17 protein-coding genes are annotated in these 15,837 nt (G+C 45.8%); all 17 read left to right on the top strand.

What is annotated here, in order from left to right; translation table 11 throughout:
• The first annotated feature begins 62 nt into the window (after positions 1-62).
• The 17 genes from prfB to trxB all read left to right on the top strand — a co-directional run bounded on the left by prfB (position 63) and on the right by trxB (position 15,654).
• Positions 63-1,179, top strand: a protein-coding gene (prfB, locus tag AAA939_RS11730) for a peptide chain release factor 2 (protein ID WP_157061110.1) whose coding sequence is annotated in 2 segments (ribosomal slippage) — positions 63-134 and positions 136-1,179 — 1,116 coding nt in all. Because the reading frame shifts where the segments join, the coding sequence is not laid out codon by codon here.
• A gap of 182 nt (positions 1,180-1,361) precedes the next feature.
• Positions 1,362-2,537, top strand: coding sequence for a PDZ domain-containing protein (locus tag AAA939_RS11725; protein WP_338210377.1), 1,176 nt, complete (start codon positions 1,362-1,364; stop codon positions 2,535-2,537).
• 5 nt (positions 2,538-2,542) lie between these two features.
• Positions 2,543-3,262, top strand: a complete 720-nt coding sequence (locus tag AAA939_RS11720) for a response regulator transcription factor (protein WP_338210376.1) — start codon at positions 2,543-2,545, stop codon at positions 3,260-3,262.
• Entirely contained in the window at positions 3,255-4,655 is a 1,401-nt protein-coding gene (gene pnpS, locus AAA939_RS11715; RefSeq protein WP_338210375.1) for a two-component system histidine kinase PnpS, read from the top strand. Before AAA939_RS11720 ends, pnpS begins: the two co-directional genes overlap by 8 nt.
• A gap of 163 nt (positions 4,656-4,818) precedes the next feature.
• The gene (locus tag AAA939_RS11710; RefSeq protein WP_338210373.1) at positions 4,819-5,694 is read left to right on the top strand and encodes a phosphate ABC transporter substrate-binding protein PstS family protein; all 876 of its coding nucleotides are present in this window, start codon (positions 4,819-4,821) and stop codon (positions 5,692-5,694) included.
• A gap of 10 nt (positions 5,695-5,704) precedes the next feature.
• Entirely contained in the window at positions 5,705-6,634 is a 930-nt protein-coding gene (pstC, locus tag AAA939_RS11705; RefSeq protein ID WP_057706849.1) for a phosphate ABC transporter permease subunit PstC, read from the top strand.
• Complete coding sequence (pstA, locus tag AAA939_RS11700) at positions 6,624-7,508, top strand: phosphate ABC transporter permease PstA (RefSeq protein ID WP_338210370.1); 885 nt, start codon at positions 6,624-6,626, stop codon at positions 7,506-7,508. The genes pstC and pstA overlap by 11 nt, the downstream gene beginning before the upstream one ends.
• 14 nt (positions 7,509-7,522) lie before the next feature.
• Positions 7,523-8,332 (top strand): phosphate ABC transporter ATP-binding protein PstB, encoded by an 810-nt coding sequence (gene pstB, locus AAA939_RS11695; protein WP_338210368.1) that lies wholly within the window; start codon positions 7,523-7,525, stop codon positions 8,330-8,332.
• A gap of 10 nt (positions 8,333-8,342) precedes the next feature.
• Positions 8,343-9,098 carry a phosphate ABC transporter ATP-binding protein PstB gene (pstB, locus tag AAA939_RS11690; RefSeq protein ID WP_338230892.1) on the top strand — a complete coding sequence of 252 codons (756 nt, stop codon included), beginning with the start codon at positions 8,343-8,345 and terminating at the stop codon, positions 9,096-9,098.
• 11 nt (positions 9,099-9,109) lie between these two features.
• Positions 9,110-9,784, top strand: coding sequence for a phosphate signaling complex protein PhoU (gene phoU / locus AAA939_RS11685; RefSeq protein ID WP_338210365.1), 675 nt, complete (start codon positions 9,110-9,112; stop codon positions 9,782-9,784).
• Between the two features lie 99 nt (positions 9,785-9,883).
• Positions 9,884-10,210 carry a PspC domain-containing protein gene (locus AAA939_RS11680; RefSeq protein WP_338210363.1) on the top strand — a complete coding sequence of 109 codons (327 nt, stop codon included), beginning with the start codon at positions 9,884-9,886 and terminating at the stop codon, positions 10,208-10,210.
• Positions 10,211-10,225: 15 nt separating this feature from the next.
• Complete coding sequence (locus AAA939_RS11675) at positions 10,226-10,591, top strand: phage holin family protein (protein ID WP_057706843.1); 366 nt, start codon at positions 10,226-10,228, stop codon at positions 10,589-10,591.
• A 144-nt stretch (positions 10,592-10,735) separates the two neighbouring features.
• On the top strand, positions 10,736-11,683 hold the full coding sequence (gene hprK / locus AAA939_RS11670) for an HPr(Ser) kinase/phosphatase (RefSeq protein ID WP_057706842.1): 948 nt from the start codon (positions 10,736-10,738) through the stop codon (positions 11,681-11,683).
• A gap of 18 nt (positions 11,684-11,701) precedes the next feature.
• Positions 11,702-12,547 carry a prolipoprotein diacylglyceryl transferase gene (lgt, locus tag AAA939_RS11665; RefSeq protein ID WP_338210361.1) on the top strand — a complete coding sequence of 282 codons (846 nt, stop codon included), beginning with the start codon at positions 11,702-11,704 and terminating at the stop codon, positions 12,545-12,547.
• 20 nt (positions 12,548-12,567) lie between these two features.
• A complete protein-coding gene (locus AAA939_RS11660; RefSeq protein ID WP_338210359.1) occupies positions 12,568-13,584 on the top strand; it encodes an NAD(P)H-dependent glycerol-3-phosphate dehydrogenase in 1,017 nt (338 codons plus the stop codon).
• 48 nt (positions 13,585-13,632) lie between these two features.
• Positions 13,633-14,553, top strand: coding sequence for a UTP--glucose-1-phosphate uridylyltransferase GalU (gene galU / locus AAA939_RS11655; protein ID WP_338230891.1), 921 nt, complete (start codon positions 13,633-13,635; stop codon positions 14,551-14,553).
• A 162-nt stretch (positions 14,554-14,715) separates the two neighbouring features.
• Positions 14,716-15,654 (top strand): thioredoxin-disulfide reductase, encoded by a 939-nt coding sequence (gene trxB / locus AAA939_RS11650; protein WP_338210355.1) that lies wholly within the window; start codon positions 14,716-14,718, stop codon positions 15,652-15,654.
• The last annotated feature ends 183 nt before the right edge of the window (positions 15,655-15,837 follow it).

Below are 15,837 nucleotides of genomic sequence, written 5' to 3'. Positions count from 1 at the left end.
CGGTCCCGGGCTCGTTTTGCCAATAAATTCTATTATGAAATAAGTTGAAAGAAGGGTTCTTTGTGGAATTAAGTGAATACAAACATCTAATTGAAGAAATGCAAAGTGCCATCGCTGACTTTAGGGGGTCACTTTGACTTAGATGCCCTCAATGAAGGCATCCAGGAAAACGAGGCCCGAATGGCTGAACCTGGGTTTTGGGATGACCAAGCCGCGGCTCAAAAAGTGATCGATGACAATAACGAGCTCAAGGGAAAATACGACGCCTACAAGCAACTTGCGGACGAAGTTGGGGACTTAACCGTCGCCTATGAACTTTTGAATGAGGAACCGGATGCGGACATGCAAGCCGAGTTTGAACGTGATTTTGACAAGGCCCAACATGACTTACAGCAATACCGGTTAAACTTACTGCTTGACGGGCCCTATGACCGGAACAACGCCATCATTGAAATCCATCCTGGCGCTGGGGGAACAGAATCGCAGGACTGGGGCGCAATGCTATTACGAATGTATACGCGTTGGGCGGCGAGTCACGAGTTCGGTGTCGAAACGGTTGATTATCAAGCGGGCGACGAAGCTGGAATTAAGAGTGTCACGTTGCTGATCAGTGGGCACAATGCCTACGGTTATTTGCGGTCAGAAAAGGGTGTGCATCGCCTAGTTCGGATTTCACCATTCGATGCTGCTGGTCGGCGGCACACCTCGTTTGCGAGTGTTGACGTGATGCCCGAATTAGACGACACGGTCGACGTGGAAATCCGACCAGATGATTTGAAGGTCGATGTTTACCGGGCTAGTGGTGCTGGTGGACAACACGTTAACAAGACTTCATCGGCGGTACGAATCACACATATTCCAACCGGAATCGTCGTCGCCAGTCAGGCGCAACGATCACAGCTGCAAAACCGGCAGACGGCGTTGAACATGTTACGTGCTAAACTTTACGAACGTGAAGAGGAAAAGAAGGCTCAGGAACGGGCTGCAATTCAAGGTAAACAGATGGATATTGGTTGGGGCTCACAAATTCGCTCCTACGTTTTCCATCCGTATACGATGGTCAAAGATCACCGCACAAATTACGAAACGCATGATGGCCAAGCCGTGATGGACGGGGATTTAGACCCGTTTATCGATGCTTACTTACAGTGGAAATTAGCGCAACGTAATCCGCATTAGTTTTATTGAATACTGGACGTCATGATAATTAGTGAAGGCGTTCAGTATTTTTTGCTGATTATTATTAATAATATCTTGGTATTAATACATTGATACCAAGACTTTCCCACTGTAAACAATATTGGTCTGGCCCGTTAAAAATGCTATACTAACTTCAGAGTTTAACGTTAGGAGTCACGTGCATGCAGGTATTGAAAGTCTTAGAATTATTTTTTTTACAGCCATTAGTATGGCTGGGGCTGCTTCGCAGTTATATGACCGCACGTCGGCGGGTCAACTACGAACGGCATCATTATCGGAGTGCGATAAATGCGCAGTTCGTTGAAGTCCGCCATTTTTTGGTGGACGGTGTGTTGTTAGGACTTGCGACGAGTATCATCAGTCTTTTACTCGGAATTGTCGTGGCTCCTGTCTGGGTCGTTATTTATGAGCTAATTGCAGTTATTAGTTTGATTGTTGTCCCGTTTGCATTGCTACCGGTGACGGTTTTCGGATTAAGCTGGCTCATTTATTGGTTGTATAGTCCCCAGTTAACGATGGTGGGCGGTGCATTACAACGGTACGGGGTCACGACCACCAGTATGAGCGGTGGTTTGCTGATCAACGGCCTGGTCTTACTGGCCGTGATTTTGGCCGTAACGGCGATCCTATTACGTTGGCACCGGGAACAGGGTGATTCACCCGAGTTGCAACCGGACCAACGGGGAAAGCGCATCGTGCGTTATCGTTGGCAACAGTTGCTCGTATTGCCGGTAGCCGTGTTAGTTCCAGGAGACTGGTTACACGCGACGTTTAGTTGGTGGCCCGTTTTTATGGTCGGTCAGCGCTCTTTCAGCCTGATCTTATTGCCACTGCTATTGGGGACGAGTGTCCGGGTGTACAAGCAATTACCAAAGGTTGCGTGGGTACGCTTGGCAAAACAGTATGGCGTTGTTGCAGCCATCGCGTTGGTGCTTGCCATTGGCGCGCGGATTGCAGCGTTAAGTCCGCAGTGGTTACTGGTTCTCATGGGTGTAGTCGTTGTGTTAACTTGGGGAATCTTGATGCAACACCACTACCATGATCAGCACCAAGCGTTTCGGTTTTCAGATACGGACCAAGGTGTGCGGGTCATTGGGCTTCGTAAACACACCCCGGCGGACAAATTAAATATAGAACTAGGTGACGTTATTTTAGAATGTAACCGTAAACCGGTGCATAATGAGCGTCAGTTTTACGCGGCGTTGCTAGAAAACCCAACCTATGTTCACTTAAAAGTACGTAATTTACAACAAGAATTGATTATTACTGAAACGGCGATTTATAATGGCGCCCCACACGAGTTAGGGATTGTATTATTCACTGATCAGGAGGATTAACGACCATGGATAAGATTTTAGTTGTAGACGATGAACCAGCAATTGTCACGTTGTTATCATATAACCTCAAACAAGCTGGTTATGAAGTTGTGACGGCGACGGATGGTGCGGCCGCGTTGTCATTGGGGTTAGAACAATCGTTTACGTGTATCTTATTGGATTTGATGTTGCCTAAGCTAGATGGCATGGAAGTCACGAAACGGTTGCGGCAAGAAAAAGTGCGAACACCAATTATTATTGTTACTGCTAAAAGTGATGAATTTGATAAAGTTTTCGGCTTGGAACTAGGGGCCGACGACTATATCACCAAACCATTTTCACCACGGGAAGTGTTGGCGCGAATCAAAGCGGTTATTCGACGTGCGGTTCCAACTGAACCAGTGCCAGTGACCGTTGCGGCGCCTGCAAACCGGTCGATTATGGCTGTAGGTAATCTACAAATTGATCAAAATAAGTACCGGGTCACGCGCAACGGTGAAAATATCAGTTTGACGCCGAAAGAGTTTGAACTGTTAGTTTACTTTGTGGAACGGGAAGGTCGGGTCCTCAGTCGTGATGCGATTTTAAATCACGTTTGGGGTTACGACTACGCGAGTGAAACGCGGATCGTTGATATTCATATTTCACATTTACGTGAAAAAATTGAACTTGATCCTAAAAATCCGCGGTTGATCAGAACGGTTCGTGGCTTTGGGTACGAATTCGTGGGTGATGAACATGCATAATCGTTGGCATCAGTCCATCCGATTGTTGACGTTAGAAAATGTCTTATTAGTTTTAATGGTGCTGGTGGTTGTGCAGCACTTTTCTCCAATTAATTGGTCGACCGGCGTTGTCGGTGGGCTTCTTTTAGTTTTAGTGCTAGTTGCGGTAGTGGAAACGAGTATCGTTTGGTTCCAGCAACGCGAACGTCAAAAGACGATTGACCGGATGGAAGCGAAGCTACGGCAGATGAGTAGCCAGCAGTTCCCACCGCATATCTTGTTACCACAAACGGACCCGTTGTACAGCTTGTCGCAAGCGGTCAACCAGTTGGAAAGCTATCAACGTAGTCAAACTCGGCGTGCGGAATTACAAGAAAAAGAACTGATGATGATCATGCGCTACTTACCGGTAGGCGTCATGGTGATTGATCACCATAGGCAAGTTCAGCTTTCTAATCCAGCGATGAGTGAATTGCTACAGGAATCGATCAATACCATTGCGCACACTTATACGAAAGATATTCAGTTGTACGCGTTGACCAAGCTGATTGAAGATACGATTACGACTCACAAAAATCAGCGAGCTTCGATTACACTCACGCCGGCGCCGAATACCCAGGTGGTTGAAGCAACGACCGTGTATATTCAAAATAGTCGGGCCCACTTTCAAATTGTTTTAATGCTCTACGATATTACGGAAGTTTACATGATTGAACAAATGCAGGATGACTTTGTTAGTAACGCGAGCCACGAATTGAAGACCCCCATTACCGCCATTGCTGGATTTACGGAGACGTTATTGAGTGGTGCTAAGGATGACCCCGAGACCTTGGATCAATTTTTGAAAATCATTGCGGATGAAAGTCAGCGATTGATTGATCTCATCCAAGACGTGTTGTCTTTATCACGAATTCGGGCCCAGAGTACGACTAAGTTAGTTTTTAAGAAAATTGCCATTCGGCCGTTGATTGAGACGGAATTAGCCGTATCCCAACAGGCCATTGCGCGGCAGCACTTAACGGTCGATAATCAGGTCGATGGTGACTTTCAGGCGACGGTCGACCAACGCAAGTTAAGTCAGATCATCAAAAATCTGCTGACCAACGCGATTAAGTACAATCGTGAAGGTGGACACGTTACGGTAAAAACGACGGCGACTGAGAACCACTGGTCACTAACCGTAGTGGATACGGGAATCGGCATTAGCGCGGAAGACCAACAGCGAATCTTCGAACGCTTTTATCGGGCGAGTCCTTCCCGCTCACAGCAGGTGGTCAGTGGTACCGGTCTCGGGTTGGCCATTGTTAAAGAATTGGTGACGGCCATGCACGGTGACATTAGTGTTGCCAGTCAGCGTGGTGTCGGCACGACGATGACGGTCACGTTGCCCTTAGACGAAGTCATTTCAAAATAGCCATTACGACGGAAATTTCCAGTCGTAATGGCTATTTTTGTGTCTTCAGTGGGAACTAAATCAAAATATTTTGACATTTACACAATCTTTACAAAACGCATATCAAGCATTTACACAAACTTTGTATTATAGATTTTGAGCAATGGGTAGGAGGTATTTTGTTATGAAAAAAAGTCGGGTCATCCAATTACTAGGACTGATCTTGATTGGCGTCTTAATCGGCTTCGGTTACACCCACCGAGTACGAACGGACGCTGGCGAGTCAATCACCGCAGTTGGTTCCACCGCTTTACAACCATTAGTAGAAGCTGCGGGTGAGCAATACAGTTCCACGCGGACGGGTATTTTTATTAACGTGCAAGGCGGCGGGTCTGGTACCGGCCTTAGTCAAATTCAATCGGATGCCGTCGCAATCGGTAACTCGGATATTTTTGCTGAAGAGCAACCGGGAATCGATGCGCGCAAGCTCAAGGACCATCAAGTTGCGGTCGTTGGGATTGCACCGATTGTCAACAAATCAGTTGGCGTGACTAATTTGACACAACAACAACTCATTCAGATCTTCACGGGAAAAGTCAAAAATTGGCGTGAAGTTGGGGGCAAGAACCTCCCCATTACGTTAATTAACCGTGCACAAGGTTCGGGAACGCGTAAGACGTTTGAAACTTACGCGTTAAAGGGCCAAAAGAGTGCGGATTCACAGGAACAAGATTCATCTGGGCTGGCCCGTTCAATCGTTGCTAGTACGCCTGGTGCCATTAGTTACGTCGCATTTTCGTACTTCGACAAGAGTGTCCAAGTCGTTAACGTTGACGGTGTGCGGCCAACGGAAGCCAACGTGCGAACGAACCGGTGGCAGATTTGGTCCTACGAACATTTATATACGAGCAACCATCCAAATCAGTTAACAAAAAAATTTATCAATTACATTTTATCAACCGCTGTTCAAAAGAAATTAGTCAAACAGTTAGGTTATATTTCGGTCCATGATATGCAAGTACAGCGGAGTGCGGCCGGTAAAATTTCGTCAGTGAAATGAGGGGGAGCGCATGGATAAAATTCGAGAAAGTTTATTAAAAAAGTCAATCGCGACTAAGATTGAGCGGCGGGGCAAAATTATCAGTTTGTTTTGCTTGGCGTTGATTGTTGGGATTGTCTTTTTAATCTTTTACTTTGTAGCATCACGAGGGTTGGCAACCTTCTTCCAAAACCACATCAACCTATGGCAATTCTTAAGTGGGACTCAGTGGAATCCTGGGACTAACGGTACGAATGGTCAGCCAGCAGTCGGGGCACTGCCAATGATTTTAGGATCGTTTCTAATTACGATTCTGTCAGCCTTGATTGCAACGCCGTTCGCAATTGGGACGGCGGTCTTCATGACCGAGATTTCACCTCGGCGTGGGGCCAAGATTTTACGGCCAGTAACGGAATTGTTAGTTGGAATTCCATCCGTTGTTTACGGGTTCATTGGCCTGCAAGTTGTTGTACCGTTCGTACGCCATACGTTTGGCGGTAGTGGTTACGGGATTTTATCTGGGACGTTCGTCTTGTTCGTTATGATTTTACCGACCGTTACCTCCATGAGTGCCGATGCGTTAAACGCGGTACCCCGTTATTATCGGGAAGCCTCATTAGCATTGGGTGCGACCCGCTGGCAAACGATTTATAAAGTGGTTTTACGAGCAGCCATTCCGGGAATGTTAACCGCCATTGTCTTTGGGATGGCCCGGGCTTTTGGGGAAGCCTTGGCCGTTCAAATGGTTATCGGGAACGCAACGCTTTTACCACAAAACTTAGTTTCTCCGGCGTCCACGTTGACTAGTATCTTAACTATGGGAATCGGGAACACGGTCATGGGGTCACTACAAAACAACGCCCTGTGGTCACTGGCAATGATCCTATTGTTAATGTCATTAGTCTTCAACTTAGTGATCCGCTATATCGGACGAAAGGGGAAATTAAACCATGAACGCTAAACGAGTTGATAAAATTGCGACGGGCATCTTATACGGTGTCGCTGCTCTGGTCGTTATTATCCTAGTAGCGCTATTAGGTTTCATTTTGGTCGAAGGGGTTCCACACATTTCGTGGCATTTCCTAACGTCGCCAGCTTTAGCTTTTGAAGCGGGCGGTGGGATTGGCATTCAATTGTTTAACTCCTTTTACCTGTTATTCTTAGCCCTGTTGATTTCCTTACCGATTTCGCTAGGTGCCGGGATTTACTTAAATGAATATGCACCCCAAAATACGTTTACGGGCTTAATTCGGACAACGATTGAAATTTTGAGTTCGTTGCCTTCCGTTGTTGTTGGGTTGTTTGGGTACTTGTTCTTCGTTGTGCAATTCAAACTGGGCTTTTCCATTCTGTCCGGCGCATTCGCACTGACCGTCTTTAACCTCCCAATTTTGACCCGGAGCATTGAAGAAGCGCTGGCCAACATTTCGGATGATCAACGTGAAGCGGGCTACGCATTAGGCCTATCACGGTGGGAAACCGTGACTAAGATCGTTGTGCCAGCCGCACTACCTAGTATTATTACCGGGGTCGTGTTAAGTGCCGGGAGAATCTTTGGTGAAGCCGCAGCGTTAATCTACACCGCGGGTCAAAGTGCCCCTGCGCTAGACTTTAGTGACTGGAATCCCTTCGATATCAGTAGTCCATTGAGTCCACTTCGCCCAGCTGAAACGTTGGCGGTGCACATTTGGAAGATTAACTCTGAAGGAATTATGCCAGATGCCAAGGCCGTTTCAGCTGGTGCATCCGCCGTGCTAATCATTGCGGTACTGCTATTTAACTTCCTAGCACGCTGGCTCGGCAAACGACTCTACAAACATTTAACCGCTGAATAAAGGAGGCCTTTTTGATGGCAGATAACTCAATGACTACGGATCAACGGAATATCATGAAATTCGATCCTAAAGACCATGAAATTGCGCTTTCGACGGAAGACTTACGGGTGTTTTACGGGAAGTCTGAAGCAATTTCTGAAGGCGATTTACAGTTTGAACGCTACAAAATCAGCGCCTTGATTGGCCCGTCTGGTTCCGGGAAATCGACCTACTTACGGTCACTTAACCGGATGAATGACCGGATTGCCACGGTTAAGGGCAAGATTATGTATCGTGGGTTGGATATTAATAGTAATGAGATTGATGTTTACGAAATGCGCCGCCACATCGGTATGGTGTTTCAGCGGCCCAATCCGTTTGCTAAATCGATTTATGAAAATATTGCGTTTGCGCTGCGCCAACGTGGGATGAACAAGAAGCAGGATCTCGATGAAATCGTCGAACGATCCTTGCGCCAGGCCGCCATGTGGGACCAAGTCAAAGATGATTTGAACAAGAGTGCTTTGGCCTTGTCAGGTGGTCAACAACAACGGCTGTGCATCGCGCGGGCGATTGCAATCAAACCGGACATCTTGTTACTGGATGAACCGGCCAGTGCGCTAGACCCAATTTCAACGAGCCAAGTTGAAGATACCTTATTAGAATTAAAACAAAACTACACGATTATCATCGTGACGCATAACATGCAACAAGCGTCACGGATCAGTGACTATACCGCGTTTTTCAACCTTGGTAAGGTACTCGAATACGCCGAGACTGGTGACATCTTTACCAATCCGCAGGTTGATCTAACCAACGACTATATTTCCGGGAACTTTGGATAGGAGGGCCGCCATGAGTACGATTTTGAAAACAGAAAACTTACACTTGTTCTATGGTAAAAAAGAGGCCCTCAACGGCATTGATATTGATTTCCAAGAAAAGGGCATTACGGCCTTAATCGGGCCTTCAGGTTGTGGAAAATCAACGTTTCTGCGCTGCTTAAACCGGATGAATGATTTAATTCCGGGTGTTACGGTAACGGGGAACGTTGAATTTAACAACACCAATATTTATGCGCCTACGACCGACACCGTTCAATTGCGGAAGGAAATTGGGATGGTGTTTCAACAACCCAACCCGTTCCCATTCTCAATTTACGAAAATGTCGTGTACGGCCTCCGGTTAGCGGGGGTTCGTGACAAGGAACGCTTGGATGCCGCGGTTGAAAAGAGTTTAAAGCAAGCGGCCATTTGGGATGAAGTTAAGGATCGGTTACACCTCAACGCCTTAGCGCTCTCTGGTGGTCAGCAGCAACGGGTGTGCATCGCCCGGGTGTTAGCCGTGGAACCGGATATTATCTTGTTGGATGAAGCGACTAGCGCGCTTGACCCGGTATCAAGTCACATGATTGAAATGACGCTATTGAATTTGCGTCACGATTACACTATCATAACTGTTACGCATAATATGCAGCAGGCTTCACGAATTTCTGATCGGACGGCGTTCTTCTTGAATGGTGAACTGATTGAAGTTAACGATACGAAACAGATTTTCATGAATCCGGTTAAACAAGAAACCAATGACTATATTTCAGGACGATTGGGTTAGGAGGATAAATCATGCGACGACTATTTGATGACGAGTTAAATGATATTGACGCTAATTTTACCGAAATGGGTATGATGGTTAGCGAAACGATTGAAAAGGCGGTTAAAGCTTTTATCGATCATGATCGAGATTTGGCCCAAGAAATTATCGACAATGATGCCAAAATCAACCAACGTGAAGTTGAGTTGGAACAAAAATCATTTGAAATGATTGCCCTGTATCAACCCGTGACTTCTGATTTACGGGAAATTGTCACGATTTTGAAGGCCGTATCAGAATTGGAACGGATGGCAGACTATGCCCGTAACATTGCGCACGCAACGATTCGGGTCAAAGGACACGTTCGGGTACCTGAGATCGAAGCCGCACTCTCTGAAATGGGAAACCGGGTTCGTTCAATGGTTGAAGAGATGCTGTCTGCCTACGTTAAGAGTGATGACATCGCCGCGCGGAAAGTCGCCGCACGTGACGCTAAGGTTGGCGAGATGTTTGATAAGATCAACGCCAAAGGGATTTCAAAGATGGAACGTCATCCGGAAACGGTGATTGGGTCCACCGACTATTTGAACGTGGCCAGCTACTTGATGCGCATCGGGGCACTGGTCACAAACATTGGTGAATGGATCGTCTATCTAAATACTGGTGAAATTATTGAATTAAATCCAGAAAGCTCCAATCTAGTTTAGTTAATCGTAAATAATCTTTAAAGCCGGTTCGTCTAGTTTGCAACCGGCTTTTACAATTAGTAAGATATAATTAGACTAAACTTATTGAGGTGTCTAATTATGAAAACTAATACTAAAAGAAAATTAACTAAATCGAATAACCGCGTTATCGCCGGAGTACTTGGTGGGATTGCGGAGTATTTAAACTGGAACGCTAACGTTTTACGAGTGCTTTTTGTCCTATTGACCATTGCCTCACACGGTTTTGGGATATTACTCTATCTTGTTTTGATGACCATTATGCCAAGTAAGCCTGAAAATGCCGGATTCTTTGAACAAATGCGGCGCGCAACTCAGGACGGTGGGACGACGAAACAGTCGCAGCCTCAGGGGCGTAAAGAGATTCATAACGTACACGAAGAAGACGAACCGCGTCACCGCGATTAATGGAGTGATAGACCAGTGGGCTTTTGGAAACGAATTTTAATAAATACAATCTTATTCATTGCCATCGCGGGGTTCTTTCAATCGAGCTTCCACGTGGCGAACGTCTGGATCGCACTGTTAGCAAGCTTTGTGTTGGCGATTTTGAACGCAGCGATTAAACCTTTTTTGGTATTATTGTCGCTACCAATCACGCTAATTACGTTAGGTTTGTTTAGCATTGTGATCAACGGATTCATGCTTCAGATGACGTCATACGTTGTCGGGAAGGCTAACTTTGGGTTTTCTAGTTTTGGGATGGCCGTGTTAGTCTCAATCTTAATGTCACTGGCAAATGTGATTGTATCTAATTTTTTTGCGAAGAGTGGAGTCAATGGTGATTAAAGCGCTTTAAAGTGCTAAGATTAGAAGATAGGAATAATCCGTTTTCAGTCAAAAGTGTGGAGGCTTGAAAAAGTAATGCAATAGCATTACCGGACCATGCCGACCACACTTTTTTAATGGCTGAACGACTTAGGAGGGATTTACTTGGCAGAAAGTGTAACCGTTGCCGATTTGGTGAAAAATACACGCTTAGACGTCTACCATGGTGCTGATTTGTTGGCTGATAAAGCTGTTACGACTAGTGATATTTCACGACCGGGACTGGCTTTGACCGGCTATTTCAACTACTATCCGCGTGAACGGGTTCAGTTATTAGGTAAGACTGAAACCGCCTATTCAAAAAATATGAGTCATGATGAACGTTTAATGATTTTTCGTAAAATGTGTCAGTTAACGACCCCGGCATTTGTTATCTCAACGGGGCTACCAGTTCCTGATGAACTGGTTCAAGCAGGTCAGGAAAATGGGGTTCCCATTTTAGGGACCAAGATGACCTCTTCACGAATCTTGAGTAACATGACGAACTACTTAGAAGGCAAACTTGCGGAACGCCAGTCCGTTCACGGCGTACTCGTTGATATTTATGGCTTAGGGGTTCTGATTACCGGTGATTCTGGTGTTGGTAAGAGTGAAACGGCGCTAGAACTGGTTAAACGTGGTCACCGGTTGATTGCTGATGACCGGGTTGACGTTTACCAACAAGATGAACAAACGTTGGTCGGTGAAGCACCTAAGATCTTGAATCACTTGCTCGAAATTCGTGGTATTGGGATCATTGACGTGATGAATTTGTTCGGTGCTGGCGCTGTTCGTCAGGATACGGATATTGATCTAATTGTTCACTTAGAGAGTTGGACGCCTGATAAGCAATTTGATAGACTAGGGAATGGAGAACAGTCCCGGAAATTCTTTGACGTTGAAGTTCCGGAAATTTCAATTCCGGTTAAGACTGGGCGTAACTTAGCCATCATTATTGAAGCGGCCGCGATGAACTTCCGGTCCGAAAGTATGGGTTATGATGCCACCAAGGTCTTTGATGATAACTTAAACTCGTTGATTAAAGAAAATTCTGCGCACGATTCTCACAAGTAATAAGGAGATGGCAATAGCGTGAAAACCGTTTTAGGGGCACTCAATCCAATCGCATTAAGATTGGGACCAATTGAAGTTCACTGGTATGGGGTAATTATTGCGAGTGCCGTAGTGATTGCGGTTGCGTTAGCAGTACATGAAGGTCAGAAACGTGGGATTCGTCCCGATGACATTTATGACATGATTTTGTGGGCTTTACCATTTACCTTGATTGCTGCACGGCTCTATTACGTCGTGTTCCAGTGGTCGTATTACAGTCAAAATCCGGGTGAAATTATTCGGATTTGGGATGGCGGGATTGCGATTTATGGTGGCCTGATTGGGGCGGGCATCGTGGTCGTACTATTCTGCCGATCCCGTTTTGTGCCAGTTTGGTTAATGCTCGATGTTGCGGCGCCGACCGTGATTATGGGGCAAGGAATTGGCCGGTGGGGTAACTTCATGAACCAGGAAGCCTTTGGCCGGATTACCAGCCTGAGCTTCTTGCAGAGTTTACATTTACCGAACTGGTTGATTGAACAGATGCATATCAACGGTGCTTACCGGCAGCCAACCTTTTTATATGAATCGGTTTGGGATCTTTTAGGCTTTGTCGTCTTAATGACGACCCGCCACCGGACTGGGTTATATAAACAAGGCGACGTTTTCTTAACGTATGTCGCTTGGTACTCGTTTGGCCGCTTCTTTACGGAAGGCATGCGAACCGATTCGTTAATGTTATTTAACGTTATCCGGATCTCGCAGGCGTTATCGGTTGTCCTGTTTATAGGTAGTGTTGGCTTGATTATTTGGCGGCGACGTCATTTAGCCAACGCACGCTGGTACCTCGACGGCTCTGGTCAAAAAGTTGTTACAGAAAAATAGTAGATTAGAGGGTTATTCGAATGACAGAAAAAATTGCGGTTTTAGGTGCGGGCTCTTGGGGCAGCATCCTAGCAAACTTATTGGACGAAAACGGGAATGACGTACGGTTATGGTCAAATTCTGAAGCACAAGCTGCAGAATTAAATGACCACCATACGAATCAACATTACGTTCCAGATTTTCACTATTCAGAATCACTCACAGCATATACTGATTTAGCTGCTGCTTTAGACGGGGTTGCTGCCGTTTTATTTGTAGTTCCAACTAAGGCAATCCGTAGCGTGGCCCAACAGGTTGCGGCTGTTTTACGCCAAACGAATCAAAAACCAATCATTATTCACGCTAGCAAGGGGCTAGAATTAGAGACACATAAGCGTTTGTCACAAGTGTTAGCTGAAGAAATTCCAGCTGACTTACGACAAGCCATCGTTGTCTTATCCGGCCCAAGCCATGCTGAAGAAGTGGCTAAACGTGATATTACGCTGATTACGGCTGCTAGTGAAGATACAAAGGCTGCCACGTTTGTGCAACAGCTATTCATGAACGATTACTTCCGAATTTACACCAATAATGATGTCATTGGGGTTGAATTGGGCGCTGCTTTGAAGAACATCATTGCTTTAGGCGCAGGTGCGTTACACGGCCTCGGCTACGGTGATGATGCCAAGGCTGCTTTAATGACCCGGGGACTTGCCGAAATTAGTCGTTTAGGGGTCGCGCTAGGGGCGCAACCACTGACCTTTATCGGTTTGTCAGGTGTCGGTGACTTGATCGTGACGGCCACCAGTGTGCATTCACGTAACTGGCGTGCCGGTAACGAACTTGGTTCCGGCAAAGACTTGAAGACGGTCATTGATACGATGGGAATGGTTATTGAAGGTATCCCATCAACGAAGGCCGCTTACGAATTAGCTCAGCAACAAAGTATTGAAATGCCAATTACTGAAGCAATTTATGATGTATTATATAATAATGCTGACATCAAGCAGGTCATTCCGCAATTGATGCGGCGTGAGGGGAAACCTGAGCTTCAATAAGTTTGGTCGTCAATAGTTAATATTTCACTATTTTAGGAGGATTATCACATGTCAAAAGTTAGAAAAGCCGTTATTCCAGCAGCTGGGTTAGGAACTCGTTTCTTGCCAGCTACGAAAGCAATGCCGAAGGAAATGTTACCAATCGTCGACAAACCAACGATTCAGTTCATTGTCGACGAAGCGCGCAAATCCGGAATTGAGGATATTGTGATCGTTACTGGAAAAAGTAAGCGAAGTATTGAGGACTACTATGACTCCAATCCTGAGCTTGAAGATAACTTACGTGCTAAGCACAAGGAAGAGATGTTGAAGCTAGTTCAAGAAACTACGGATATCAACTTATACTTTATCCGTCAATCACACCCACATGGCCTCGGGGATGCCGTGTTAACGGCGAAGGCCTTTGTTGGCGACGAACCATTCGTTGTCATGTTAGGTGATGACTTGATGGAAGATAAAGTTCCGTTGACGAAGCAGTTGATGAACAGTTACGATAAGACCCATGCTTCAACGTTAGCCGTTATGAAGGTTCCTCACGAGGAAGTTTCGAAGTATGGTGTCATCAATCCTGAAAGTGAAAAGGAACCCGGCTTATACAACGTCAACAACTTTGTTGAAAAGCCAAGTCCCGAAGACGCACCTAGTGATTTAGCAATCATTGGTCGTTACTTATTGACACCAGAGATTTTTGACGTTTTGGAACATCAAAAACCTGGTAAGGGTGATGAAATCCAATTAACGGATGCCATCGATACCTTAAACAAGACGCAGCGCGTGTTTGCCCATGAATTTAAGGGAACCCGTCATGATGTTGGTTACAAGTTCGGTTACTTGAAGACCACTATTGAATACGGGTTGACTCATCCAGACGTTAAGGATGATTTACGGGCCTACATTAAAGACTTAGGTTCAAAGCTGACTAAAGAAGACAGCGCAACGACTAAGCCAGTTAAAAAGAATACGAAATAGTTAAACTGAGGGATCCGCGAGTAACTTTGCGGACCCCTCGTCTTTATCAACGAACCTACCAAAACAAACTTTTCCGGTGTGTACAAACAACATAGTCGACAAATGTAAATTTTGGGGGTATATTAAGCCACATAGTAATTTAAGTGGAAGGGGTCTTTTAAAATGGCAAAGCGTTACGACGTGATTATTATTGGTGCGGGGCCGGCCGGGATGACCGCCGCCCTCTATGCTTCACGGGCCAATTTATCCGTACTGCTATTAGATCGTGGGATCTATGGCGGCCAAATGAATAATACCGCCGCAATTGAAAATTATCCGGGGTTCAAATCAGTTTTGGGACCGGATCTCGCCAAGGATATGTATGAATCGGCAACCCAGTTTGGGGCCGAATACGCATATGGGAGTGTCGAATCAGTTGAAGATCAAGGCGACATCAAGATCGTTAAAACTGATAGTGATACTTTTGAAACCAGGGCAATTGTCATTGGGACGGGCTCTGAATACCGTAAGTTAGGCGTGCCAGGTGAAGATACCTATGGTGGCCGGGGTGTTTCGTACTGCGCGGTCTGCGATGGGGCGTTCTTCAGAAATAAGCACGTCGTTGTTATCGGCGGCGGTGACTCAGCAATTGAAGAAGGTAGCTACCTGACACAATTAGCTGACAAAGTAACGGTTATTCACCGTCGGGACCAATTACGGGCCCAACAAATTTTACAAGACCGGGCGTTTGCGAACCCGAAGATGGAATTTGTTTGGAATAGCAACGTTACGGAAATTGTCGGTGACGACAAGAAGGTAACGGGCGTTAAGGTCAACAACAATAAAACTGGTGAAGACAGTGAAATTGCCGTTGACGGGGTCTTCATTTACGTGGGGATTAACCCAATCACAAAACCATTCGGTAATCTTGGAATTACGGATGAAAATGGCTGGATCGAAACGAATGACCACATGGAAACGAAAGTTCCTGGAATTTTCGCAGTGGGCGATGTTCGTAAGAAGGATCTGCGCCAAGTTGCAACCGCCGTTGGTGAAGGTGGGACTGCCGGTCAAGGCGTCTACACTTACATTAGCGCGTTAGGCGACAAAGTGAACAGCTAAAAAATAGTTATCAAAAAAAGTTAGGAATAAGGCGCAAAAAGCCAATCAGAAAAAAAGGCTCTTTGTCAACGGCTGTTGATGAGGAACTTTATGAGGAAACCAATTCATTTTCGAATTGGTTTCCTTTTTTTGTTCTGAATTGTAAATTCAATCCGAATTCGTGTGTAAAAACGCGACCAATTT

The sequence above is a fragment of the Lactiplantibacillus paraxiangfangensis genome (assembly GCF_036246185.1).
In the GTDB taxonomy this organism is placed as follows: domain Bacteria; phylum Bacillota; class Bacilli; order Lactobacillales; family Lactobacillaceae; genus Lactiplantibacillus; species Lactiplantibacillus paraxiangfangensis.
The sequence above is the reverse complement of the archived record's forward strand: the minus strand, read 5'-3'. Positions and strand labels throughout refer to the sequence as shown.

Excerpts from the sequence above, each read along its gene's own strand:
- AAA939_RS11725 (WP_338210377.1), top strand. The coding sequence starts at position 1,362 with ATGCAGGTATTGAAAGTCTTAGAATTATTTTTTTTACAGCCATTAGTA.
- AAA939_RS11720 (WP_338210376.1), top strand. The coding sequence starts at position 2,543 with ATGGATAAGATTTTAGTTGTAGACGATGAACCAGCAATTGTCACGTTG.
- pnpS (WP_338210375.1), top strand. The coding sequence starts at position 3,255 with ATGCATAATCGTTGGCATCAGTCCATCCGATTGTTGACGTTAGAAAAT.
- AAA939_RS11710 (WP_338210373.1), top strand. The coding sequence starts at position 4,819 with ATGAAAAAAAGTCGGGTCATCCAATTACTAGGACTGATCTTGATTGGC.
- pstC (WP_057706849.1), top strand. The coding sequence starts at position 5,705 with ATGGATAAAATTCGAGAAAGTTTATTAAAAAAGTCAATCGCGACTAAG.
- pstA (WP_338210370.1), top strand. The coding sequence starts at position 6,624 with ATGAACGCTAAACGAGTTGATAAAATTGCGACGGGCATCTTATACGGT.
- pstB (WP_338210368.1), top strand. The coding sequence starts at position 7,523 with ATGGCAGATAACTCAATGACTACGGATCAACGGAATATCATGAAATTC.
- pstB (WP_338230892.1), top strand. The coding sequence starts at position 8,343 with ATGAGTACGATTTTGAAAACAGAAAACTTACACTTGTTCTATGGTAAA.
- phoU (WP_338210365.1), top strand. The coding sequence starts at position 9,110 with ATGCGACGACTATTTGATGACGAGTTAAATGATATTGACGCTAATTTT.
- AAA939_RS11680 (WP_338210363.1), top strand. The coding sequence starts at position 9,884 with ATGAAAACTAATACTAAAAGAAAATTAACTAAATCGAATAACCGCGTT.
- AAA939_RS11660 (WP_338210359.1), top strand. The coding sequence starts at position 12,568 with ATGACAGAAAAAATTGCGGTTTTAGGTGCGGGCTCTTGGGGCAGCATC.
- galU (WP_338230891.1), top strand. The coding sequence starts at position 13,633 with ATGTCAAAAGTTAGAAAAGCCGTTATTCCAGCAGCTGGGTTAGGAACT.
- trxB (WP_338210355.1), top strand. The coding sequence starts at position 14,716 with ATGGCAAAGCGTTACGACGTGATTATTATTGGTGCGGGGCCGGCCGGG.